The 26832-nt window shown below is 29.8% G+C and carries 18 protein-coding genes; 16 read left to right on the forward strand and 2 right to left on the reverse strand.

Going from position 1 to position 26832, the window contains the following annotated elements; genetic code table 11:
* Window positions 1–80: 80 nt before the first annotated feature.
* The 11 genes from BQ9840_RS12055 to BQ9840_RS12105 all read left to right on the forward strand — a co-directional run bounded on the left by BQ9840_RS12055 (window position 81) and on the right by BQ9840_RS12105 (window position 9516).
* On the forward strand, window positions 81–461 hold the full coding sequence (locus tag BQ9840_RS12055) for a hypothetical protein (protein ID WP_072745489.1): 381 nt from the start codon (window positions 81–83) through the stop codon (window positions 459–461).
* Window positions 462–576: 115 nt separating this feature from the next.
* Window positions 577–1362, forward strand: a complete 786-nt coding sequence (locus BQ9840_RS12060; RefSeq protein WP_158281693.1) for an APH(3') family aminoglycoside O-phosphotransferase — start codon at window positions 577–579, stop codon at window positions 1360–1362.
* Between the two features lie 315 nt (window positions 1363–1677).
* Complete coding sequence (locus BQ9840_RS12065) at window positions 1678–1908, forward strand: type II toxin-antitoxin system MqsA family antitoxin (RefSeq protein ID WP_077370005.1); 231 nt, start codon at window positions 1678–1680, stop codon at window positions 1906–1908.
* A gap of 251 nt (window positions 1909–2159) precedes the next feature.
* Window positions 2160–2630 (forward strand): GNAT family N-acetyltransferase, encoded by a 471-nt coding sequence (locus BQ9840_RS12070; protein ID WP_077370006.1) that lies wholly within the window; start codon window positions 2160–2162, stop codon window positions 2628–2630.
* Between the two features lie 95 nt (window positions 2631–2725).
* Window positions 2726–3586 carry an AraC family transcriptional regulator gene (locus BQ9840_RS12075; RefSeq protein ID WP_077370007.1) on the forward strand — a complete coding sequence of 287 codons (861 nt, stop codon included), beginning with the start codon at window positions 2726–2728 and terminating at the stop codon, window positions 3584–3586.
* Between the two features lie 473 nt (window positions 3587–4059).
* On the forward strand, window positions 4060–4467 hold the full coding sequence (locus tag BQ9840_RS13140) for a CPBP family intramembrane glutamic endopeptidase (protein ID WP_369800210.1): 408 nt from the start codon (window positions 4060–4062) through the stop codon (window positions 4465–4467).
* 169 nt (window positions 4468–4636) lie between these two features.
* Entirely contained in the window at window positions 4637–5791 is a 1155-nt protein-coding gene (locus BQ9840_RS12085; protein WP_077370008.1) for a DUF3885 domain-containing protein, read from the forward strand.
* A gap of 209 nt (window positions 5792–6000) precedes the next feature.
* Window positions 6001–6108: a YgiT-type zinc finger protein gene (locus BQ9840_RS12455; RefSeq protein ID WP_200804935.1), complete on the forward strand. Its 108-nt coding sequence runs from the start codon at window positions 6001–6003 to the stop codon at window positions 6106–6108.
* Window positions 6109–6604: 496 nt separating this feature from the next.
* Window positions 6605–7459 (forward strand): malate synthase, encoded by an 855-nt coding sequence (locus tag BQ9840_RS12095; RefSeq protein WP_077370009.1) that lies wholly within the window; start codon window positions 6605–6607, stop codon window positions 7457–7459.
* A gap of 666 nt (window positions 7460–8125) precedes the next feature.
* Complete coding sequence (locus BQ9840_RS12100; protein WP_077370010.1) at window positions 8126–8608, forward strand: RNA polymerase sigma factor; 483 nt, start codon at window positions 8126–8128, stop codon at window positions 8606–8608.
* Window positions 8608–9516, forward strand: a complete 909-nt coding sequence (locus BQ9840_RS12105; RefSeq protein ID WP_077370011.1) for a zf-HC2 domain-containing protein — start codon at window positions 8608–8610, stop codon at window positions 9514–9516. Before BQ9840_RS12100 ends, BQ9840_RS12105 begins: the two co-directional genes overlap by 1 nt.
* A 97-nt stretch (window positions 9517–9613) precedes the next feature.
* Here the strand turns inward: BQ9840_RS12105 and BQ9840_RS12110 are convergent, their stop codons facing one another.
* Window positions 9614–11131 carry an IS1182 family transposase gene (locus BQ9840_RS12110; RefSeq protein WP_077370012.1) on the reverse strand — a complete coding sequence of 506 codons (1518 nt, stop codon included), beginning with the start codon at window positions 11129–11131 and terminating at the stop codon, window positions 9614–9616.
* A 471-nt stretch (window positions 11132–11602) separates the two neighbouring features.
* Here BQ9840_RS12110 and BQ9840_RS12115 point away from each other — a divergent pair, with 471 nt between their 5' ends.
* On the forward strand, window positions 11603–12493 hold the full coding sequence (locus BQ9840_RS12115; RefSeq protein WP_159436175.1) for a YitT family protein: 891 nt from the start codon (window positions 11603–11605) through the stop codon (window positions 12491–12493).
* 279 nt (window positions 12494–12772) lie between these two features.
* Here BQ9840_RS12115 and BQ9840_RS12120 read toward each other — a convergent pair whose 3' ends face one another.
* Window positions 12773–13000 carry a hypothetical protein gene (locus tag BQ9840_RS12120; RefSeq protein WP_077370014.1) on the reverse strand — a complete coding sequence of 76 codons (228 nt, stop codon included), beginning with the start codon at window positions 12998–13000 and terminating at the stop codon, window positions 12773–12775.
* A 171-nt stretch (window positions 13001–13171) separates the two neighbouring features.
* On the opposite strand from BQ9840_RS12120, the gene BQ9840_RS12125 reads away from it, so the two are divergent.
* From BQ9840_RS12125 to BQ9840_RS12140, 4 genes are all read left to right on the forward strand, one after another.
* Complete coding sequence (locus BQ9840_RS12125) at window positions 13172–13750, forward strand: hypothetical protein (protein ID WP_077370015.1); 579 nt, start codon at window positions 13172–13174, stop codon at window positions 13748–13750.
* 195 nt (window positions 13751–13945) lie between these two features.
* On the forward strand, window positions 13946–15637 hold the full coding sequence (locus BQ9840_RS12130; RefSeq protein ID WP_077370016.1) for a phospho-sugar mutase: 1692 nt from the start codon (window positions 13946–13948) through the stop codon (window positions 15635–15637).
* A gap of 112 nt (window positions 15638–15749) precedes the next feature.
* On the forward strand, window positions 15750–18194 hold the full coding sequence (locus BQ9840_RS12135) for a sugar phosphate nucleotidyltransferase (protein WP_077370017.1): 2445 nt from the start codon (window positions 15750–15752) through the stop codon (window positions 18192–18194).
* A gap of 17 nt (window positions 18195–18211) precedes the next feature.
* Window positions 18212–26749 carry a GH36-type glycosyl hydrolase domain-containing protein gene (locus tag BQ9840_RS12140; protein ID WP_077370018.1) on the forward strand — a complete coding sequence of 2846 codons (8538 nt, stop codon included), beginning with the start codon at window positions 18212–18214 and terminating at the stop codon, window positions 26747–26749.
* The last annotated feature ends 83 nt before the right edge of the window (window positions 26750–26832 follow it).

The following is a 26832-nucleotide window of genomic DNA, read 5'->3' on the forward strand; positions in this document are numbered from 1 at the left end:
GGTTATGTGATTAAAATAATTGATGTATATATGTAAAATTATGTGTTCAGTAATTATTAATATAATAGGTGGTGCTAAGATTGAATAGAAAACAAATAATTTTAGATTTCTGGCAAGATGTTGCTAACCAAAATGCAAACAATTTACAGAACTATTTTTTATCTAATGCTACTATTAAATGGCATAATACAAATGAACAATTTTCAGTAGAAGAATATATAAGAGCAAATTGCGAGTATCCAGGAGATTGGTGTGGTGAGGTTGAAAGAATAGAATTGGTAGGGAATTTAGGAATTACAGCTACAAGGGTTTGGCTGTCAGATAATAGCGCCTCTTTCCATGCAACTTCATTTTTTGAATTTATTGACGATAAAATCATATCTCTTAATGAGTATTGGGGGGATGATGGAGTTGCCCCACAATGGAGATTAGATAAAGAAATTGGCAAACCAATAAAGTAAGGATTATACAAAGCTGATTAAATTCAAATTACTTAATTTTAAAGGACAAAATAATTATAAGAGTAATGAACATCATTTATTTTATGTGTATTATATAGATTTAAGGAGGATAGCATTGAACCAACCAAATAAGATAAAAGAGATAATTGGGGGCATACCTTATTCAATAGATACAATCGGAATGTCAAACGCAAAAGTGATTTGCTTTGAAGATATGGTATTAAAGATTGAAAAGCAACAGGAGGAATCAGATAATGAGCACATAATGATGTCATGGATATCTGATAAACTTCCTGTCCCAAGAGTCTTATGTTTTGAAAAGCATAATGGGATAAACTATCTACTAATGAGCAGAATTAAAGGCAAGATGTCATGTTCATCAGAACTACTTGAAAATCCAATGCATTTAGTAAAATTGTTAGCGGATGGCTTGAAAATGCTATGGGGTGTTGACATATCTAAATGTCCATTTAATAATTCAATTGACAATAAATTAAGACAGGCTGAGTTTCGTGTTCGAAATAACCTTTGTGATATGGAAGATGCAGAGCCCACAACTTATGGGGCTGAAGGGTTTGAAAGTCCAGAAAAATTATTACAATGGTTAAAGGAAAACAAACCAGATGAAGAGCTTGTATTTTCTCATGGAGACTATTGTCTGCCCAATATTATTATTAAAGATGATAAAATTAATGGTTTTATAGATTTAGGGAGAAGCGGTATTGCCGATAAATACCAGGATATTGCTCTTTGTTATAGAAGCTTACAGCATAACTATGATGGAAAGTATGGAGGAAAGGTGTATGAAGGGTTTGATGCCTCAATACTTTTTGAGGAGTTAAATATAGTACCAGATTGGAATAAAATCAAATATTTTATTCTACTGGATGAATTGTTTTAATTATGTGTTATCTATAAACTAGAATATATATAAAAAAGCCTTTGTAGGTAGGTGCACAATTTAGCGTTAATATACCTTTTAGCGTTAATCGAATATTGCTAAATTGTATTAAGATTGGAGTCATTAGACATAAAAGAACTTAAATATTGATACAATAGAAACTCCTTGATTTCAAGGGGTTTTGTTGTTTTTGGGGGATAAAATTAAGATAGGATTTTTATATCTAGTAAATAAGAATAGTATATTATTCCTATTTACAGTATAATATAATTAAGGCAATTAGAGTAATAGGAAAATAGATCCATGGAGGTAAATATGAATTGCATTCTTTGCAAGGCTAATTTAACAAAAGGAAAGGTAAATCATATTGTTGATTTAAGGGAAGGAATAATCATTATAAAAAATGTGCCTGCCAACATCTGTGATCAGTGTGGTGAATATTACTTGGATACTAAAACGGCCCTAGAAATAGAATCTATGGTAGATGAAATAAAGAAAAACAAGGCGGAAGTATTTATTGTAAATTATGATGAAATGGTAGCTTAATGGCATAAGATGAGGATGGAACTAAAATTAAACAGGAAATATTATAAAAATTAAAACCTGCTGGTTTAAAAGCGATAAAGCCATAGACTAGTGGGTTATTTTTTGTTTTAATTTGGTAGGAATTAGTTAATATATATGATAAAATAAAGGAAATCAAGGATATGTGATTAAAATAATGGATCTATTGTATAGTTAAAATAATAGACAATTCAATAAAATTGCGTAAATATCGATGTTTGGAGGACTTAATAATGAATTATAGAAAAATTGAGCTTGATAGTAGTAATATCGACAAGAAATCAGAATTGCTTTTAATGCAGATTGCAAAATGGCATAATCTCACACCAAAACTATGGATACCAGATTATAAAGTTACAACAGCAGAAATAGAAGAAACAGTACTAAAAATTCAAAATACAAGAAATGAAGATTTGTTACTTGTTGTTGCGGAAGATGAACTAGGCCATATACAGGGATTTATATGGGCTTGCAAACAAGAGAAATCTCAAGATAGTGCTATGATTTTATCTTTATATGTAACAGAGGATTATAGGGGCCAGGGGGTAGCTACAAAACTAAAAAAAATATTGGAGGAATGGTGTCGGATTGGAGGAATAAAAACAATAGAAACAACAGTACATTATAAGAATAATAGTATGATGGAATTAAATCGAAAACTTGGGTATACTCCTGGAATAGTATATATGACAAAAAAATTATAAGAAGTATACTTCTAAAAAGACAAAACATAACACAAAAAGTCGGGAAAAATCCCTTGATAAGAGATAAGATATATTTACAGATAGGGGTGATAAATATGGGATGGGTTGAAGGAATTGGTAGGGCTATTAATTATATTGAAGATAATATCACAGAAGAAATTTCAATAGAGGATATTGCAGAAAAAGCATTTATATCTCCATTTTATTTCCAAAAAGGTTTTACAATGCTTTGTGGTTTTACGGTTGGAGAGTATATTAGACAACGTAGGCTTACGCTTGCTGGTAGTGAACTTATTTCTACTGATAAAAGGATTATCGATATTGCAGTGAAATATGGCTACACCTCAGCAGATAGTTTCACAAAGGCTTTTACCCGATTTCATGGTGTTACACCTACTGCAGTCCGAAAAGATGGAGCAATGGTTAAATCATTTGCCCCACTAAAAATCAAATTCTCATTGGAAGGTGGTTATATTATGGATTACAAAATTGTAGAAAAAGATTCATTCACTATTATGGGTGTATCAAGGATGTTTAAGTATGATAATGCAACTATGACAATTCCACAGTTTTGGACAGAGCATTATCAAACAGGAAAGGGTAAGTTTGTATGTGGAATGTACGGGATATGTATAGATGAGAGCATGGTGGATTCAGATGAATTCGAGTACTTAATTGCAGATAATTATAATCCATGTTTGGAAATACCTGATGGTTTTGTTACAAAGGTTATACCTAAACATACATGGGCTATTTTTGCTTGTAAGGGTGCATTGCCAAAATCTTTGCAGGATGTGAATAAAAAGATCTATTCAGAATGGCTGCCTAATTGTAGAGATTACGAAATTGCAGCAGGTTATAATGTTGAAATGTATACCAATATAGCTGATTATCCAAAGGGTAATCAGGATGAAAACTATTATAGTGAAATTTGGATTCCTGTCAAAGAAAAATAATTATGTAGAATAGGATAATTAAGGTTTATAAAAAGTAAAACTCACTGGTTTTAAAGAGATAATGCTTTAGACTAGTGGGTTGTTTTTTATTTCAAATAAAATCTAATAGAAATTAGTTAATATATTTGATAGAATAAAGGAAATCAAGGATACGTGATTAAGATGATTGATGTATATCTGTAAGAAAGTGTGCGATATATGAAAGATGTAAAATAACTTAATAAATAGTAATTTGAAAAGGAGAAATGTATGAATAAAATAGGATTAAACATGGCTACAGCATTTTTATGGGTAGCTATATACTTTTCTGGATGTTTATATATGGCGAAAAATCATGCCCGAATATTCGCATTATTTAAATATTATTTTCACTATAGTTTCTGTTATAGGATTTATCATTTTGCTTTGTAATAAAACAGGTTATAAAGTTAGAGCTTTTGAGAATATTACAATTATAAATATTCTCTTAGCAGTTGGCTGTTCTATACTATTTTATTTTAGATAAATGTTTTGACCCAATATTTGAAAATCTATATCCTGCTAGTGAGCAAGCGTATCAAGATACAATACAATCGTTATTAAGGTCACCGATTACTAGTTTCCTGCAAGTATGCATTATTGCACCTGTTATTGAAGAAATACTTATGAGAGGATTTGTATTAGGTGGATTGAAAGACTCTTATGGAATTAGCACAGCGCTATTAATATCGGCGACTCTATTTGCACTGCTACATTTTAATATGGTTCAGACGTTGTCTGCTTTTATTTGTGGAATTATACTTCGGATTCTTTTCATTAAAACAGATTCAATTTTGAGTTGTATGCTTGCACACTGTGGATATAATTTCATTTGTTATAATGATTATGCCTTACATAAATAGATAAATTCCAAGTTGTAGAGTTGATGTAATATAATTTTAGATTTAGCTAAGGCGTAAGAATTTTTTTATTGGTTTATGAATACCCCCTGCTAAACAGGTGGTTCTAAAAAGTTTCCAGCATTAAACAGAAAATACCTCCAATGATATAATAAAGTTAGGTGAATAAATCTTGAAAGTCAAAGGAAAACCAAAGGATATTTTAAGTAATATTTTAAAACAATATGGAGTAGAAAACAAAGTCTTAAATAGACTAACTTATAAATATATGCTTCATATTGATGAGTTAAGTGAAAAGTATCAGTATCTAGAAGATGGAAGTTTAAATGAATTATGTGTGGAAGAATGTCTTCAAAAAGCAATAGAAATATATACATTTATAAATTATAGTGATAATCTTTTAATTATTTATGATAATTTATTTGGACAAGATAATGAAAAAGAGAAGAAATTCTTAGAGAGCACTTTAACTGATATAATTCAATATGATACATATAAATTAAAATGGCAATATCCTATATGTAAGGATGATTTACCAATACATCAAGATTGTGAAGTTTATACCTGTATAAGACATTTGTATCATGTAAAAGAAATAAATATACAGAAATTATTTAGAGAGATAATTTTATCAGATGTAGGTGGGGAAATGGATCTTTGCTCATCTGTTTTTATTATAGATATAAATAGTGGTTGCATTTTCCATTTATATGATGATAGGGGAATTGTTTTATTTGCTCCAAAAGAAGAACATCTTACTAATGTATGTAAGGAATTTCATGATAGTATTTTTACACTTGATTATCAAAAATTCAAAATAGAAGTAAACAGTCTTTATTGGATGAATGAAATAAAGGATGATCCTAATGATTTATGTCTTCATGGAGATATAACAGTTACTATAGGAGAAGAAAAATTATCCTATTCTTGTACAGCAAGTGCAGCAGCTCTTAGAATGTTAAAAACATTATCTGAAGATCACTTACCAACAAAAGGGGAACAAATGCTACCTTGCTGTGGTTTTTTCATGATTCCTAATGAAAATTTAGATGAGGTAGATATCATGGGATGTGATAATGGAGTTGATTGGGCTGTTCTACATGAAGATGGAATGGTCAAGCTTATTACTGAAAAGGGAAATACTGTATTCGTTTATTATTTCCAATATAAGGATGAAATTTTGCGTTTTGTTGATATAGTGGAAGATTATTATAAAAAGTCTTTACCTAAAAATATACCAGAAGATGAATTTGAAAGAAATGGATATATAGCATTTTGGAATGAATGGTATAGAAGAAAGGGAGAGTATTTGTGGAGTATAATCTAATATTTATGGTTGAAAAAATGATATTGTTACTAATAATATAGCACCAATCTTTGATAGTTATAAATGGTTTACATTTTCACATTATGGAGATAAAATTTAGATAGGATTTTTATACTTAGGAAATAAGAATAGTATATTATTAGTGTTTACTATATAATACAATTAAGGCAATTAGAGTAATAGGAAAATAGATCCATGGAGGCAGGATCATGAATTGCATTTTTTGCAAGGCTAATTTAATAAAGGGAAAGGTAAACCATATTGTTGATTTGGGGGAAACAATAATCATCATAAAAAATCAGAACCTGCTGGTTTAAAGGTTATAAAGCCTTAGACTAGTGGGTTATTTTTCATTTCAGATAAAATCTGGTAGAAATTAGGTAATATATTTGATAGAAAAAAGGAAACTAAAAAGATATGATTAAAGTAATTTATATATATATATAAATGTTTAGTATTAGAACGGTTATGAAAGGCCTGCAACTATATCATTACTTCCAGAAGTTAGAGGTAAGAAATTTTTAGATGCAGGTTGTGCAGCAGGGTGGTATACTAAATGGTTATTAGAACTTATGCCAGCAGAAGAATTTAAAATCGTACATCCTGATATATATGATAGATTAACTAAAAAAACCTCAGTTTTTATTTAAACAATATATTGTATAATAAAGAACATAGTTGTGTCAATAGAAAATTTGAACTATTTTGTTTTTAGTGTTATAATATTGGTAAGAATAGGTTAAAATTAAATATAAATAGAATAAAATGGCTTTTATAAAAGATTGCATATATAAAATGGAGGGGTATAAGTTAATGTATTTAGTTGATAAGGAAGTAATACATGAAACTTTTGGTAAAGGAAGTGTGGTCAACTATAATGATAATTATATAAAAATAGATTTTGAATCAGGTGCTAAAAAGTTCGTTTTTCCTGATGTATTTGCAAAATATATGACTCTTGTTGATCAAAAAGCGGTTAATTTAGTAAAGATGAAAATACAAAAAAGAGAAGAAGAAAAAAAGAAAGAAAAATTAAGGCTCAGAAAGGAGAAAGCTTTAGAACGGGAACGTCAACATATTTTAGATCAGAAAAAACCTATGCAAAGTCGTAAAATTAATCCTAAACAACAAGCCGTCTTCTGGTGTGAAGCAGGAGAAGAGGATAAAATTTTCACAGATGGTAGGATTTTTATAGGGGAAGTTAAAAGTGGGAAAAACAAAGGACAGCCAAGAAGACTGGCTCGAATGAATTGGAAAAGCGGATGTCTTTTAACTAGAAGAGAACCTAATATGCTAGAAAAGGATAGACGCATCTTAGGTGTATTTATGGCAGAGGAAGGTTTTAATGGACAGACATGTAAGGATGGATATATTCTAGCTCATCCAGAGTACAGACTTCGTCTTTCAGAACAAGAATCAGATAAGATGCTTTTTTGGAATTACTATATGAATAAAAGTTTTCCTACTAGGATGACATGGAATTCAGGAAGACAACGTTATTTTGATAATATATGGATGGCCCAAATTTTACAGGATATTGTTTCTTTGAAAAAGAAACCTGGAGAACGTGAGGATGCACAGAGATTTTTTGAACGTTTTTGTAAAATCAACCATATAAATGGAAGTAAATTACCAGAAGCTAATGGTGCATTGATGCAGATGCGGTAAAGGTACCAGGTAGTGCGCCAAGATAAGGGTGTAAAAGGAAGGGGATAGTCGTTAATCTGTATTGATGCGAATTTACCTCCTCTTGTAATACCATTAATGAACTTTCGTGAATAATACTAAGCATCTCAAAAATAATTAGAGGTGCTTTTTTTATATTTAAAACAAAAAGCCCTAAGAGATTAGCTTTAGAAGGTTGAGCAATTATCAATCGAACCTAGTACACACTTGGAACCTTATCAACCATCAGCGCAGATGGTAGGTTATAACAAGATTCGAAATAAGGGAAAAAGAATTCTTTATATTGACCTAATTTTATTGACAATCTGGTGTATAATTTATAAATAAAATATGAAAGCCAAGCAAATGGGAATAGTAACTATTGAGTATGACTTAAACCTAAGATATATTTGTGATAAATGTAGAAAAAATCAGGGACCAACTACAGATGCTATTATAGAAGCTTAAAAATAAAATCAAATAATTAAAATAAAGGAGAGGATATAATGAATATCATCTGATAGGATGATTTTAAATTGAGATATTTATATCCATTGATATAATTGTTTGTCAGAATATGTGTTGTAAAAAATAGAAAGATAATATTTTTTTTAAGAAACTTTGTAAGATAATCTAAACTTCTGCGTCTTATAAATAGGAGGTGAGAAAGTGACAGAATTAGAAAGTCTATATAGAGCTTATTTCCAGGATGTATATCTTTATATATTATCTTTATCCAAAGATGAGCATATAGCTGAAGATATTACCTCTGAAGCTTTTATTAATGCCATTAAATCTATTGATACTTTTAAAGGAGATTGTGATATTAGAGTATGGTTATGTCAAATTGCAAAGAATTGTTATTATTCTTATTTACGAAAAAATAAGAAAATTATATATACAGATGAAGAACCTGAGCATATAAGTGAAATTAATATTGAACAATCAATTGTCTCCAAAGAGGATTCAATAAAAATTCATGAAATTTTGCATAAGCTTAAGGAACCCTATAAGGAGGTGTTTTCACTACGAATTTTTAGTGAATTAAGCTTTAGAGAAATAGGATATTTATTTGGGAAAAGTGAAAATTGGGCTTGTGTCACTTATCACCGGGCTAGAAAGAAAATTCAAGAAGAAATGGAGGATTATTAATGAAAATTACCTGTGATGTAATTGAGGATCTTTTGCCTTTATATGCGGAAGGGCTTACAAGTGATGATACTAATTTTCTTGTAGAGGAACATCTTAAAACATGCACAGATTGTAAAAAACAATTGGAAGCAATTCAAAATCCTAAAGAACTTCCAATAAATACTGATATAGAGCCATTTAAAAAAGTAGAAAAGAAACTTTTTCATAAAAGAGTCCAAATAATTGCTTTAACTATTGTACTAGTATTGGCAATTGTAATAATTACTATGGCCTACCTCACATCACCAGAATACTTGCCCTATTCTAATGAAACTTTATCCATAAAGGATGACGAAGATGGGAAAGTTATAATTAATTTTGATGATAATGTAGCAGGATATGATATTGAATCTCATAAATTAGAGAATAATAGAGGCTATGTCTACCATATAACTACTTGGAATAATATTTGGAATCAGTATATTTCTAAAAATAAGGCCCAAAGCATAATATTAAATCCAGATGATGAAGATGTTATATCCATATATTATTATTCAACTGATGGAAGTGGGGACAGATTAATTTATGGAGTAAATTTGCTAGGGAATGGCGGTGTGCTTACACTACCTAGATTAGCCCTTGCATATTATTTACTATTAGCTATGGCATTAGCAACTGTATTTGGAATCTTATTATATGTGTGTAGGAAAAAAGGTAAAGAGAAAACCATATTAGAAAAAATTTTCTTATTACCTGTATCTTATATTATTGCACACTTTTGTATTAAAGGTTTTGAAACTACATCCTATTCGATGCAACGGGACTTTTTTGCCATTTTACTATTAATGATTCCAATATATTGCTTGTTGCTCCTTGTTATTAATTTGTATGGCAAAACAAAAAATAAAAGAAATACCATATACAAATAAATTAATTTAAAAACATTCCAAAGGTGGCAAAGGGACGTTTTGAGGCCACTGAAAAAGTGCCCTTTTAATAACACCTTAATCCTAAAATAATTATTTTCTAATAAAATACCAATTTAAATCTAAAAAACTTCATAATAAAAGAGAATTTAGAGGATAGTATACTTGCTATCCTCTTTAAATTAACTGCTATTGCAGTTAATTTTGCTTGTGTGGACATGCTTCTTAAACCATACCCCCGAGCACGGTTTAATCCATGATTATTTTTCATTTCGCCATTTTTCCCTTCATGGCAAGCTCTTTTTTTATATTTTTCTTTGAATTCATCTGTTTTTTGTTCTTGACTGTATCCATAAAATTCAGGAGTGTTTATACCTACTTCAAGAATTTTACCAATATTTTTGCCAGTTTTACACTCTTCTCTTTTGCTACAATTCCTGCATTTTTCCTTTTCAAAGTAATATTTATATGTCTCTTTTCCGCTTTTGTCTTTTCTATGTTTTTTTCTTATTGTTATGTTTCCTTCGCTACAAAACCATTCATCTGAATCTTTGTTGTAACTAAATATTTCTTCATCTATCTTATATGCCATTTCGCTTATTGGGATATATGCTTTTGCTTCCATTTCTTTTATTTTATCTAATATCGGCTTTCTAAAATATGCTTTATCTCCAAATACTTCTTCTACTTTTAAACCTGTTTGATTAGTCAATTCTATTAACTTATCAAAATTTGTTCCATCTACATATTCTCCACTTTTTACTGTTACCGCTGTTATTATCCTCTCATCAGTTGTCATCATAAATTCTGTTTTATATCCAAAAAAACGTTCTGTTTTACTTTTATGTCCGACTCTTGCTTCTTGGTCAACAATTGATCGAACTCCTCTTTGTTCTAAGAATTTTGGATCTTTTAATATTTCTTTTGCATTCTCCAAAATCATTATTGTTTTAGGATTTTCTTCTTGATGAACAATGTTTTCAACTTTTTTAATTTCTTTTTCAAGATAATCCTTCATAGTTTTCTTTGCTTCTTTATGATCTTCAATTTGTTTGTAATCTGGAATATCTTTATCTATATTTTCAGGTAGTTTTCCCGATTCTTCTTCATAAGTTTTAAATATTTTCTTTGCTAAGTATTTCATTACTCTTTCAGGAGTAGCCTTAAAAGTATTAGCTTCTGTATGAGTTGCATCAATACTAATACCAGTATTTTCTATTATCCCTTTTTCTACACATTGTCTTACAATTTCAGTTATAATTTCGTCTAATGTTATATCATTTAATCTATGTACTCTAAATTTAGATAGTAAACTTGCCTCCGGCAAATCCTCATCTGGATTTATTCCTAAAAACCACATATATGATAAGTTTAATGAACATTCTTCAATTAGCTTTTCATCCGACAAATTGTACAAGTACTGTAATATCAAAAGTCTAATCATAAGTTCAGGGTCCTTAGCTGGCCTTCCATAGTATTTGTTGTATGATACTTCAAGTAGTTTCGTTACAAAACTTAAGTCTATAGCTTTATTTATTAATTTTAATGTATGATTTTCTGGTATTTTATTATATAATATTGAGTAGATGCTTAATTGATTATTTTTGCCTTTAAGCATTGCAAATCCTCCTTTTGGTTATGTTTTCTTATCAATTACATTATACCAAATTAAGGAGGATTTTGCTTATCTATTTTATATTTAATTCATCTTACATATTATTACATCGTTTTTCAGTGGCCTCGGACGTTTTGTTTGCCACCTCTTTATTTTCATCTTTTCATCGAGCAAAGGTACCAGGTAGACCCCGCTTTTTGTCGAAACATACAATAAGATAGAAATGAAATAAGTTAAAATAGGTAGGTGCACAATTTAAGTTTACAGACATAAAAGAACTATAATATTGATACAATAGAAACTCCTTGATTTCAAGGGGTTTTGTTAGTTTTTTGAAAAATTTTAAATTATTGATTTTGAAATATAAGAATTTATGTTACAATTAATATTGTAACAATTCTTTGTTTATATTATAACAAGCTAATCATATTTGCAAATAAGAAATGGTTAGCTTTAAATATGAGGAGAGATAAAATGAGTGAAAGGATAAAGTCTTTTATTAAGGATTTGCCAATTTTAACAATAGGTATGTTTATTGGAGCATTAGCTGTACATTTCTTCTTGATACCGAGTAAATTAATTGTTGGTTCTATTACTGGTTTATCAATAGTAATTAATTTGCTTACATCAATACCATTGTCATTATTAATTTTTATTATAAACGCATTTTTATTGATTTTATCTTACTTTCTTATCGGGAAAGAATTTGGTGTTAAAACTATATATGCAGCTTTGATTTTGTCACCTATGCTTGCAATACTAGAAAAATTATGTCCAATTGAACAATCATTGATGCAAGATCAGTGGCTAGATCTTTTGTGTTTTGTGTTGCTTTTGAGTTTTTCACAAACCATTTTATTTAGACGCAATGCATCAACTGGTGGTTTAGATATTATAGCTAAAATTGTAAGTAAATATTTTCATATTGATTTAGGCGCATCAGTTTCTATTGCAGGAGCAATTATTTGTTTTACTGCTATTTTTGTGTATGATATAAGGACGGTAATCATAGGATTAATTGGAACTTATCTAAATGGGCTGATATTGGAGCACTTCACGATAGGATTTTATTCTAGAAAAAGGGTTTGTGTTATTTCAAAGGATTACCAGTCGATTCGTAAATTTATAATAGAAGATATGCATAGAGGTGCAACATTATATCCAATTAAAGGGGGATTAGGATCTCAGGACAACTTTGAAATTCAAAGTATAATGACAAGAAATGAATTTTCTTATCTTATGGAATTTATTAAAAAAGAACAAATTGATGCATTTATTACGGCAGGAACAGTTAGTGAAATTTATGGCAATCTTGGAGTAAAGGGAATCAAAAGTAAACCAAAAGTATTAATTGAAAATAAATAAAAATATCTACTAATTTATTGAGGACGTTTTGTTTACCACTCTTTGTGACAGATAATTAAAGTTGTTTATGTTAATAAAAAAACCAGTAGGGTTACATTTTAAAGAGCCTACTGGTTTTTTTATAACTCATAGGAAAGTTCAGTTTTCCCTAGTATACAACTTTTCGAAATGAGTTTCAAAAAAGGTTTCCTTATAATATTTGGATAGGAGCCTTTTTTATAAATCTATATTTAAGAAGTGTTTTAAGCTACTTCCTCAGAGAATTACATATTTAGTGAGCTAGTAAAGTGGTGGATTTGGAGTTCTACATGGTGGAAATGGAAGTACATCTTGAATTTGGTTTAGGGGATAGTGTTTCATTGCAAATTGAGTATGATATAAATATTCCATCAAGTATATTTCATTATGGGTTATACTACATAGTACTCCTGAAACACCTGTACCGTTAACTAGAGATACTCCCACAGGTTTATTTATCAAATATCGCATAGTTGTTTGCCAAGGCATGTTGGGTCACCTCCTAATATAGATTATTCAAAATTAGGATTTAAGGTGCTATAGGTTAGAAAATATAGTTTAACTTTTCACCCTTTTTAAGTTTTATATTGTTTTATTAATTTATATCTAATATAATCTATATAAAGAGAAAAGAAATACTGAGAAATAAGGGGGTAAAAAATGAACAACGAAGAAAAATTATATGCCCTACTAGAAAAAATCTATATCGAACTTCAAGATACTAAAAGTGAATTGAAAGAAGACATAGGCAATGTCAGTAGTGAATTGAAAGAAGACATAGGTAGTGTTAGAAGTGAATTGAAAGAAGACATAGGTAGTGTTAGAAGTGAATTGAAAGAAGACATAGGTAGTGTTAGAAGTGAATTAAAAGAAGATATAGGTAGTGTTAGAAGTGAATTAAAAGAAGATATAGGTAGTGTTAGAAGTGAATTAAAAAAAGACATAGGCAATGTCAGTAGCGAATTGAAAGAAGACATAGGCAATGTCAGTAGTGAATTGAAAGAAGACATAGGTAGTTTGAGAAACGAATTAAAAGATGATATTAGAAGAATTGAAACAAAAATTGAAACTGAAATATCCGATAAAATTCGAGGTTTATATGATAATCGTGAAGTTACAAATGAAAAATTAGATGAAATGAGTGTTGATATCAAAGATATGAAAGAAAGTATTTCCCAAATTGAAATGATAACCGCAAGTAACTGGAGAGATATAGCTAGACTTAAATCTATTAAATAATATTATAATACTTAAAAGCTTTGATTAAATAATCAAAGCTTTTATTATTTCAAAGTATATGATTTAAAAGGGTTAATAAAATAGTTTTTTAAGGGTAATATTTATATAATAGGCTATGTAAAAGATGACATTATGGTATATATTGTTTATAATTTAAAGTATAATATTGTTTTAGATTTGTTAGGAGGTTAGAGAATGGAATATAAAAAAAGATATGATGAATGGTTAAACAATCCTTTTTTTGATGAAGAAACTAAAAGGGAATTATTTGCTATAAAAGATGATGAAAAAGAAATAGAAGATAGGTTTTATACTAGTTTGACTTTTGGTACAGCAGGGCTTAGAGGTATAATAGGTGCTGGAACCAATAGAATGAATAGGTATACTGTTTCACTAGCAACTCAAGGTTTGGCAGATACTATAATATCCTATGGCCAGGAAGCTATGAATAAGGGAGTAGCTATAGGATATGATGTAAGACATTATTCAAAGGAATTTGCAAGTATTGCAGCACAGGTACTTACTGCCAATGGAATAAAAGTGTACTTATTTGATTATTTAAGACCTACTCCAGAACTTTCATTTGCCATAAGAGAACTAAAAACTATTTCAGGTATTATGATAACAGCAAGTCACAATCCTAAGGACTATAATGGATACAAGGTATATTGGAAAGAGGGTTCTCAGATATTAGATGATATTGCCAAAGAAATATTAGATAATATTAATAAAATTGAAGATTATTCAAAGATAAAGCTTATGGATATTGATGTGGCTATTGAAAGTGGCCTTTTGACTATGATAGGTAGTGAAATAGATGATATATATTTGGGAAAAGTGAAAAAACTTTCATTAAATGATGATATAGATAATAATATAAAAATTGTATATAGTCCGTTAAATGGAACTGGAAATATTCCTGTTAGAAGAGTTCTAAAAGAGAGAGGTTTTACAAATGTCATTGTAGTTCCAGAGCAAGAAAATCCAGATGCTGATTTTTCTACGGTTGGATATCCTAATCCTGAAGATATTAAAGCTTTTAAGTATTCAGAAGCACTTGGCAAAAAAGAAAATGCAGATATATTAATTGCTACGGATCCAGATTGCGATAGGGTTGCTTGTATGGTAAAAGATGAAAATGGAGATTTTATAGCTTTAAATGGAAATCAAACTGGAGCATTACTAGTTAATTATGTTTTAGAATCTAGACATGCACAAAACAGTATTCCTGAAAATGCATGTATTGTTAAATCAATAGTTACAGGTGATTTAAGTAAAGCTATAGCTAATAAATACGATGTCACTACAATAGAGACCCTTACAGGTTTTAAACATATTTGTGGCAAGGCCAATGAATTTGAAGTAACAGGTGAACATACTTTTATATTTGGATATGAAGAAAGTATAGGGTATGTTTATAGTACAATTGTTAGGGATAAAGATGCAGTGATTTCTAGTATGTTATTAGCAGAAATGGCTGCATATTACAAGAAGAGAGGTAAAACACTTTTAGATGTTTTACATGAACTATATGAAGAACATGGATATTATAGTGAAAAACTTATTTCAATAGTTTTAGAAGGATTGGAAGGAAAAAGTAGGATAGAGAGGATAATGGACTCTTTTAGGGCTAAACCAATTAAAACTATTGGAGAAATAAATCTTAATAGAACAATTGACTATTTAAATGACAAAACAGATACTCCACCTTCTAATGTACTTAAATATTACTTAGATGATGGCAGTTGGTATGCTGTAAGACCATCTGGTACAGAGCCTAAGATTAAGATATATATATATTCAAAGGCTGACTGTGAAGTAAAATCCAAAGAAAAGATTTTAGATATTGAAAATGCTGTTATAGAAAGAATAAATTCAATAGAATAAGTAAACTATAACCAAGGTATGAGATGTTTTAACTTATACCTTGGTTTTTTCTTTTTGTGTATATATTTATACTATATTTCAAACAATAACATATACAACAAAAAAGTAGGGAGTGATTGAAATTAAAGCAGTAATTATGTCTGGTGGAAAAGGAACTAGACTTAGACCACTTACTTGCAATATTCCAAAACCTATGGTTCCTATTATGAACAAGCCGGTTATGGAGTATTCAGTTAATTTATTGAAAAGTTATGGGATTGAGGATATAGCAGTTACACTACACTATATGCCCTCATCAATTATAGATTATTTTGGTAATGGTGAACAATTTGGTGTTAAGATGAACTATTACATAGAAGAAAGTCCACTTGGTACAGGAGGTAGTGTGAAGAATGCAGAAGAGTTTCTTGACAGTACTTTTTTGGTAGTTAGTGGAGATGCTTTTACAAATATGGATTTTCAAAAGGCATTGGATTTTCATAAAAAGAAGAAATCAAAGGCAACTTTGGTTTTAAAAAGAGAGCCAATTCCTTTGGAATATGGGGTAGTAATAACAGATGAAAATGGTAGAATAACTAGGTTTCTAGAAAAGCCTAGTTGGGGAGAGGTTTTTAGCGATACTATTAATACTGGAATTTACATACTAGAACCTGAAGTGCTAGATTATTATAAAAAAGGTGAAAACTTTGATTTTAGTAAGGATTTATTTCCAAGGCTTTTAAAAGACAATGTTCCTATGTATGGGTATGTAACTGAGGAGTATTGGAATGATATAGGAGATATAAACTCTTATATAAAAACTCATGAAGATTTGTTAAATAAGAGAGTTCATGCTGATTTTAAATCAGAGGAAATAGAGGATGGAATATGGGTAGGAGATGGAACTTTAATTGAAAGAGGTGTTCAAATTATTCCTCCTGTGTATATAGGCAAAAATTGTATTATTAAAAATGGTACTGTATTAGATTCAGATACTGTTATTGGAGACAACTCATATATAGATAATAATTGTTCTTTAAAGAGAACTATTATGTGGGATACAGTTTTTCTATCAAAAGATGTTGAGACAAGAAAAGCTATAATTTGTGATTCTGTGCAAATAAAAGACCATGTTAAATTATTCGAAGGTTCAGTCATAGGTTCATCTTCAACAGTATTAAAGAGAGCTGTTGTAAGTCCTAATATTAAGATTTGGCCTCATAAATTAATTGAAGAAAATACAAAGGTAAATGAAAATTTGGTTTGGGGTTCAAAAGTATCTAAAAATATCTTTGGCTCTAGAAACATTGGTGGAAATATAAATATCGATATCAATCCGGAATTTGCTACTAGACTGGGTTCATCTTATGCTACTGTTGTAAGCAAAGATGGAGTTGTAATAGTAAGTAGTGATGAGCACAATTCATCAAAACTAGTTAAAAACTCACTCGTTTCTGGGATACTATCTACTGGTGCTAAGGTTATTGATATTAGTGATGCAACTCTTCCTATGTGTAGATTTGCTGTAAGGTATTTTAGTGGAAATGGTGGTATTCATATTAGTTCAAATTCCAATGACAAAAATATGATTCAAATAGAATTGATAAATAAGAGCGGTGCCAATATTGATAGAAATTTTGAAAGAAAAATAGAAAATGCCTTTAGTTCAGAAGGTTTTACTAGATGTAATGGAGACAGGATAGAAGATGTAACTAGAATATATAGTTTTTCTTCAATGTACATAAGGGAAGGAAGAAAATTACTCAAAAATGAATCTACTATCAAGAGAGAAAATCCAAAGGTAATGATAAGTTCTATTTCAGGAAAAATTCTCTTATTGGCTAGAAAATACTTAGAAAGCATTGGTTGTCAAGTGACAAGTAGACAATTAGAAAATGCAGGAGAAAGTGAATTAAAAGCTATATCAAGAGAAGTAGTTGAAGGTTCTTTTGATTTGGGATTATTTTATAGTGAAAATGGAGAGAACATGACATTGATTGACGATAAGGGCAATGTCATGGATAGAGAAAAATTCTCCTTATTGTCAATTCTCATGGGGCTTAAGAGTGGAGAGTTAGACAAAATAGTTGTACCATACAATTTTCCAAGAGTAGTAGAGGATTTGGTTAGAGATTATGGTGGTAAGGTTTATCTTACTAAGACCAATTTAGCTGATTTATTAAATGAGATTTTTAAACAAGGCAGTATATATCAGTATATTATTAATTTTGATGCCATTTTAGGAACAGGGAAAATATTAGATTATTTAGTTTCATATAAAATAAAATTAAGTGACTTGATTGAACAATTGCCTGTTTACTACTACGTTAAAGGTCAGGTCAAATGCCCTTGGGAAGAAAAAGGTAGAATACTTAGATACATTATAGAAAATGATGATAATCCTATTGAAACTGTTGAAGGTGCAAGAATTGTAAATGATAAAGGATGGGTACTAATATTACCTGACAATGAAAAACCAATATTCAATATTTACGCAGAAGGTTTTTCTGAAGAATATGCTGAAGAACTATCAAATCTTTATTATGAAAAGATAAATGAAATATTAAGTGAAAGGTAAACTAGTAGCAGAAAGGAATGAGCAAGATGTTGGCCATGTATATAGGCGGATTTTCTATTCTAATATTATTGATAATTATCATAGCAATATATTTGCGAGATGAAGAATATAAATCCATTGAAATAGAAGATGTACTGTTGACTAAAGAGGAACTCATGAATCATGGTAGAGAATTAGGGATAAGACATAATCTTGGTAGAAAAGTAGATGTTAAAGATTTTCTTATCTCTAATTTAGATAAGAATTTTAGGGAAATAGAAAAAATATATTTAAAGCTAAATAGAGATGCAAATGAGAATAGGGAATTGCCAAGGGCTTCTGAATGGTTACTTGACAACTTTTATATTTTAGAACTTCAATATAAGGGGATAAGAAGAAGTCTAAAATCAGAAAAGAAGATGGTGTTAAATGTACTAAAAGAAGGTCAGCTAAAAGGATACCCTAGAGTATATATCTTGGCATTAGAACTCATATCTCATACAGAAGGTGCTATAACTGAAAATGATATAGTAAACTTTGTAAATGCTTATCAGAGAGAAAACACTCTTTCTATCAAAGAAGTTTCCTCTATTAGTATGATGCTTTCAATTGCACTTTTAGAATATACAAAAAATATTTGTGAAAAGATTTATAAAACAAAGATGATTTGGGATAAGGCAGATGCTATATCTTTATCTAGTGTATTAGATTTAGAAAGTGACATGGCATATAAGCTAAATATGGATACTACCTTTTTGCAAAGAATATTTATTAGACTTAGAAAAACAGGTGAAGATGGTAAGACTGCAATACTTGATAAAAAACTTAACTACCTTGGTACAAGTATTAAAACTGTAATAGAAAATGAATATAATAGACAATCAATTACGAGATTGGAGATAGGTAACTGTATTACAAGTCTAAAAAACATCTCAAATTTAGATTGGGAAAGTATATTTGAGAATTTATGTATAGTTGAAGGAATACTAAAAAAAGATCCCCTTCAAGTATATGAAAATATGGATTTAGAAACAAAAAATTATTATAGATTTCATGTAGAAAAAATGGCAAAGTCCTTGAATACTAAAGAAACTGTTGTAGCTAAAGTTGCATTAGAATTAGCAATGAATAGTTATGACAAGGAGAATGGAGATAAAGAAAGTCATATAGGATATTACATAATTGATAAGGGAAGAAGCAAGGTATTTGAAAGCTTAGGCAAAAGAGATAATAGACATGGATTATATTTTAAAAACGAAAAACCGTATACAATTTCCATATTGGTACTTTCATTGACAGTAGTTTTTTTGTTAGCAAGATATGCTTTTGTCAATAGTGGTAATTTTGGAATGACTATTTTAGTATTTTTGGTTACCTTTATTCCAGTTTTGACTATATGTATCTCCATAGTTAATAGAGTTTTTTTCAAGATTCAGAAACCTGTTATATTACCTAAGCTTAATCTTCATGAAGGCATACCAGAAGAATCTAAAACTTTTGTAGTTATTCCAACACTTTTACCTAATGAAGCTAGGGTTAGAGAAATGGTTGAACAAATAGAAGTACATTTCTTATCTAACAAAGAAAAAAACTTATACTTTGCAATTGTTGGAGATTTTAAAGATGGAGATTTAGAGCATACAGATTCAGATGAAAAGATTATAGAAACTGGGTTAAATTTAATTAGAGAATTAAACAAAAAATATTCTACAGATGAAGATATATTTTATTACTTCCATAGATGTAGAACTTATTCTCAAGGAGAGAATAAATGGATGGGCTGGGAGAGAAAAAGAGGTGCATTGGTAGAATTTAATAGCTTGATATTAGGTGATAAGGATACTAGCTTTTCAATTGTATCAAGTGATATCAATCATCTTGTAGATAAGATAAAATATGTAATCACTTTAGATGCTGATACAAAATTGCCATTGGAGACTGCTAAAAAACTTATTGGAACTATATCTCATCCATTAAATATAGCTAAGGTAGATGAAGAGAGAGGTATAGTAACTGAAGGATATGGATTGATTCAACCTAGAATAGTAGTGGATGTTGAAAGTTCAAATAAATCCATATTTTCAAGAATATATGCTGGGCAAGGAGGAATGGATCCATATACTACAGCTGTTTCAGATATATATCAAGATTTATTTGGGGAAGGTATATTTACAGGAAAGGGAATCTATGATCTAAAAGTTTTTCAAAGATGTTTAAAAAAAGCTATACCAGAAAATACAGTACTTAGTCATGATTTGTTGGAGGGTAGCTATATTCGAACAGGTTTAGCTACGGATATAGAATTAATGGATGGGTATCCAGAAAAATATACATCTTATATGATGCGACTTCATAGATGGGTTAGGGGAGACTGGCAACTCATAAGATGGCTTAGTATAGGGAAAAACAATCCTATTTCAAACTTATCAAGATGGAAAATATTTGACAATTTAAGAAGAAGTACCCTTCAGATAAGTATTCTTTTACTTATTTTATTGGGTTTGACGGTTTTCCCAGGGAATACATACATTTGGATGGGATTGATGCTTTTAGTATTATTTAGTTCTCCTATAGCATCTTTATTGAATTATATAACAGATAACAATTTTATTAAAACTAGATTCAAACTCAATGGAGATTTGATTACAGGAGTAAAAGGAAGTTTTTATCAGGCTTTACTTACTCTTATGTTCATTCCCTATGAAGCTTGGTTAATGTTAGATGCCATTTTTAGAACCTTATATAGGGTTTGTTTTTCGAAAACTAATTTATTGGAATGGACAACAGCTTTTGATATGGAAAAGAAACTAACAAATGATTTGAAAAGTTATATTATTAAGATGAAGACGGGACCTATTTTTGGTGTGTTAACTATATTGTTAGGATATTTACTTGCACCACAAATATTTTATTTGTCGATAATTATAGGAGTACTATGGTTGATATCACCTATAGTAGCTTATGTGATTAGTAAAGAAACACTACAAACAGAAGAAAATGTAGATGTTGAAATCATAAAAAGAATTGGTAGAAAGACTTGGGAGTATTACAAGACTTTTACAAATGCTGAAAACAACTATTTGCCTCCTGATAACTTTCAGGAATATCCATACAATGGGCTAGCTTATAGAACTTCTCCAACTAATATTGGTTTTTTATTATTGTCTATAATGTCTGCAAGGGATATGGGGTATATAACTACATCTAAAATGGCAATGTATTTAGATAATACTATATCAACAATTGAGAAAATGGATAAATGGGAAGGTCATTTATACAATTGGTATAGTACAACATCTTTACAAGCTTTAAAGCCATTTTTTATTTCTACAGTTGATAGTGGAAATTTTGTTTCTTATTTGTATGTTTTGAAAGAAGGACTTTTAGAATATCTAAAGAGTCCTCTAATAGATATCAAATTACTTGAAGGCATAGAAGATACGATGAAACTTATAGAGGATGAAAGGGTAAAAGAAGATATTTCTATATTAATAGGATTATTAAAATCAGAAAGCGATATAGAGTTAAAAGGAGTATATAATCAGCTAGAAAAGATAAAAGAGAAAGGTTTAGTTGATAAGTGGTTAGATAGTTGCTTGGATATGGTAGATAGTTTATTAGCGGAGTATGATAGCTATTTACCTAATGGTGAAATTATAAAAACATTAGAATATAATTTCGAGAAACTTGGTAAAGATACTTCTCTATATGATTTAAGGGATTATTATATTAATGCATTACAAAATGTAGTAGATGAAAAGCTAATAGATATTTTAAAAAGATGGTATAACAATATAAATGAATTGATTTTAAAAATAGAAAATATAATTTCTAGAATAGACATTTTAATTGAAGATACAAAGTTTGCTCCTCTATATGATAATAAAAAAGAATTATTTTCCATAGGTTATTTTGTTGAGGATAATAAAATGGTAAATTCCTATTATGATTTATTGGCTTCTGAGGCTAGAATTGCTAGCTATATTGCCATATGTAGAGGGGAAGTGCCTAAAAAGCATTGGTATAAACTTAATAGGTCCCTTGTTTTATGGGATGGATATAGATGTTTAGCATCTTGGACAGGAACAATGTTTGAATATCTGATGCCTATATTGGTTATGAAAAACTATAAAAACACTTTGTTAGATGAATCATATAAGACTGCGATTAGAGCTCAAAGAGAATACTCCAGCAAAAAGGGTTTACCTTGGGGGATTTCAGAGTCTGGTTTTTTTGCATTTGATGTAAACCTTAATTATCAGTATAGAGCATTTGGTTTACCGCAATTGGGATTTAAAAGAGGTCTCAAGGAGGATTTGGTGATTTCCCCTTATGCTTCTATACTAGCACTCAATTTAGATAAAGATGATGCGATTTCAAATATGAAGAAATTAACAGAAGAAAAGATGGAAGGACAATATGGTTTTTATGAGGCAATTGACTATACAGCTAAAAGACTACCTGTAAATATGGGAAAGGCCATAGTTAAGAGTTATATGACTCACCATCAAGGCATGATATTTTTGTCTATAAACAACTATTTGAATAGAGATATTTTAATTGAAAGATTTCATAGAAATCCAGTAATGAAATGTGGAGAAATACTTTTACAAGAAAAAATACCTATGAATATAATAGTTGCTAAAGAAAAGGAAAATACTTTGGAATTGGGATATGAAGAAAGTCAAAAGAAGGAACTGGTACTTAGAAAATATAAAAAGGCATCGCTAAAGGATGTTAATTGTCATATTTTATCATCAGGCAACTATTCAATGTTTATAACCAATAGTGGAACAGGATATTCAAAGAAAGAAAACATTCATCTTTACAGGTGGAGGAAGGATTCTAAAGTTAGACCATATGGTTTTTTCTTATATGTAAAAGATTTAAATAATAACAAACTATGGTCTACAACATATGAACCAACTAAAGCAGAACCTAAAGAATATGAAGTGAGATTTTCAGATTATAAAGTTTCATATTTTAGAAGTGATGATGATATAGAAACTCAAATGGATGTTATTTTATTTCCTGAAGAAGATGGAGAAATTAGAAAAGTAACAATAAATAATCGTAGCAAGGACGATATCCTTTTAGAATTGTTTAGTTACTTAGAAATAACTGGGGATAGCTATAAATCTGATTTAGCACATCCAGTATTTAATAGTCTATTTATTAAAACAGAATTGATTGATGAATATAATGCTCTTCTAGCAAATAGAAGAAATAACAAGAAGGGTCAAACACCTACTTGGATGGTTCATGTTTTGGTTGGAGACGAATTGGAGGAAGGTGGTCTACAATACGAAACAAGTAGATCAAGTTTTATCGGAAGAGGAAATGAACTATCAAATCCAGAAGGAGCATATAAGGATTTAACAAATACAGTCGGAACTGTATTAGATCCTATTATGAGTTTAAAGAAGAGATTAAATATAAAAAGTGGAGAAAGTAAGACTGTATATTTCATAACAGGTATTTTTGATAGCAAAGAAAAAGCTATACAATTCATTAAAAAGTATAGGGATGATTTGAGTTTAGAAAGAGCTTTTGAATTAGCTTTTATTAGGAGTCAAACAGAGATTAGCTATTTAGATTATAAACAAGAAGACATCAAATTGTTTGATGAATTGTTACCAAATATCATTTTTGAAAATGGTGATAACAAAAGAAAAAACAATAATTTAATTGCAAAAAATACAATGGGGCAGGAAGGGCTTTGGGCATATGGGATATCTGGGGATAATTATCTAATACTTTTAAGGATTAAGTCAATGGAAGGCCTAGATACTCTTAGAACAATGCTAAAAGCTCATGGATATTGGAATCAAAAAGGATTGTTGGTAGATTTAGTAATATTAAATGAAGATGAAGGTTCTTATTTTGAACCATTATTTGAAAAGATTCATCAGTTAGTGTATGAAATTAGAGGTGGTTTGTCTAGCGGAAGGGGCAATATATTTATTATTAAGTCAAAGGATATAAATGAAAAAGGAAAAATACTATTGTTCAAATGGGCAGATATGATAATCAATGGGGAAGAGGGAATAGTTAAGGAAAGTGTCCTTTCAGAAAGTATTCCTTTTAAGGAGTTTAGCGAGGATATAGTTGAGTATCCAACGGTTTCAAGGCAATTAGACCTTAAATATTTCAATGGATATGGAGGATTCTCAAGGGATGGAAATGAATATACTATGATTTTATCTCCAAATATGAATACTCCACTGCCATGGGTAAATGTTATTGCAAATAGAAATTTTGGTTTTCTAGTAACTGAAAATGGTACTGGTTTTACTTGGGCACACAATAGCAGAGAAAACAAGCTAACACCTTGGTATAATGATCCTTATATAGATGTACCAAGTGAAGTCATTTATATAAGGGATGATGAAAGTGGTGAGATATGGAATATTACACCAGCGCCTATAAGGGAAAGTAAAGATTATATAATTACTCATGGTCAGGGGTATACACATTTTAATCATCATAGTCATGGTTTAGAAGAGAATTTAACTATGTATGTTTCACTTAAGGATAATGCAAAGATAAACTTAGTAAAACTAGTAAATGATTCTCTTAAGGAAAGAAAGTTATCAATTGTATATTATATAAGGCCTGTATTAGGAGTTACTGATGAGTTTACAGCAAAACATATTGAGACATATATGAATGAGAAGGGAAAGGTATTTACAGTAAAAAACACTACAAATACAGAATTTGCTGGTTCAAGTATTTATGTATCTACATCAGAAGATATAAGTAGTTTTACTGGAGATAGAAGTGAATTTTTTGGTTTATTAGGCAATTTTAAAGAGCCTGAAGGATTAAAGAGAGAGAGTTTTTCAAATACAACAGGACTGGGATATGATCCTTGTTGTGCTATACAAATAAATATTACTTTACCAATGAATACAGAAAAGGAAATAGTATTTTTATTGGGAGAGAGTATGGATGAGGACACGGGATATGAACTTGTTAAAGAGTATAGGGAAATAGAAAGGGCTAAAGAGGAATTTAAATTTGTAAAAAAATATTGGAGAGAAAAATTAGGAAAAATAAAAATTGAAACTCCTGATGAGTCTATGAATGTACTTATGAACAGTTGGCTTATGTACCAAACTATAAGTTCTAGACTGTGGGCAAGAGCGGGTTTTTATCAGGTGGGGGGAGCTTATGGTGCTAGAGATCAGATACAAGATGTTATGAATGCAACACTATTGTTTCCAGAGGAGTGTAGAAAACAAATACTTAATGTATGTAGACATCAGTTTCTAGAAGGAGATGTACAACATTGGTGGCATCCTACACCTTTAACTGAAGTACATAAGGGTATTAGAAGTAGATATTCTGATGATTTGTTATGGTTGCCTTATGCAGTATCAGAATATGTAAAAATAACAGGAGATGTTGATATTTTAAAAGAAGAAATTCCATTTATAGAAAGCCAAATACTAAGAGATGATGAACATGATAGGTATGAGGTACCAAGTATTTCTAAAACTGTAGGTTCCGTATATGAACATTGTAAAAGGGCGATTGATAGATCTCTAATCTTTGGTGAAAGAGGAATACCTCTAATGAAATCTGGAGATTGGAATGATGGCATGAACAATGTTGGCAGCAAGGGAAGAGGAGAAAGCATTTGGCTTGGATGGTTTTTAGGAGATGTATTGCAGAGATTTGTACCCTTGTGTCAAATGTATAATGATGTGGAATCTATAGAAAGATATACAAATGCAATAGATGAAATAAAAAATGCAATAGACAATAATGCTTGGGACGGAGAATGGTATTTGAGAGCATATTTTGACGATGGTACACCACTTGGGTCAAAAGTAAATGATGAGTGTAGAATAGATTCCATTTCTCAATCTTGGGGTGTTATTTCAAATTTAGCAAGTGAAGAAAAGAGCATAAAGGCAATGAATTCATTAGAAAGATATTTAGTAAATGGAGAAGAAGGGATTATTTCTCTTTTGAAGCCACCTTTTGATGAAGGAGATTTAGAACCAGGATATATAAAAAGTTATGTACCTGGAGTCAGAGAAAATGGTGGTCAATATACCCATGCTGCAGCTTGGGTAATTGGAGCATTTGCATTGATGGGAAAAGGTGATAAGGCTCTAAAATTTTTCAATATGATAAATCCAATTAATCATACTAGGACTTTTTTAGAATGTAATAAATATAAAGTAGAGCCATATGTACTTTCTGCAGATGTCTATAGTAGAGAACCTCATATGGGTAGGGGAGGATGGACTTGGTATACTGGTTCAGCTGGTTGGTACTACAAAGTTGGACTTGAGTATATTTTAGGTTTTAAGAAAATAAATGATAGATTGTACATTGACCCTTGTATATCTAAACAATGGCAAAGCTATAAAATCAAATATAAATATCTAGAAACTATTTATAATATAGAAGTTAAAAATCCTTATAAAATAAATAAAGGAGAAAGTAATATAAAAATTGACGGTAAGCAATTAGAGGAAAAGTATATAAATTTAGTAAATGATGGTAGAGAACATTTTGTGGAAGTGACTATTGGAAGCTATAAAATGAATTTAAATCATTAAAATATGAGGATAGGCATAAAAGTCTATCCTTATTAATTTTTAAATATGGTTAATAGTATGAATATTTGTTATAATATAAATGT

Source organism: Anaerosalibacter sp. Marseille-P3206 (assembly GCF_900155565.1).
GTDB lineage: Bacteria > Bacillota > Clostridia > Tissierellales > Sporanaerobacteraceae > FUHM01.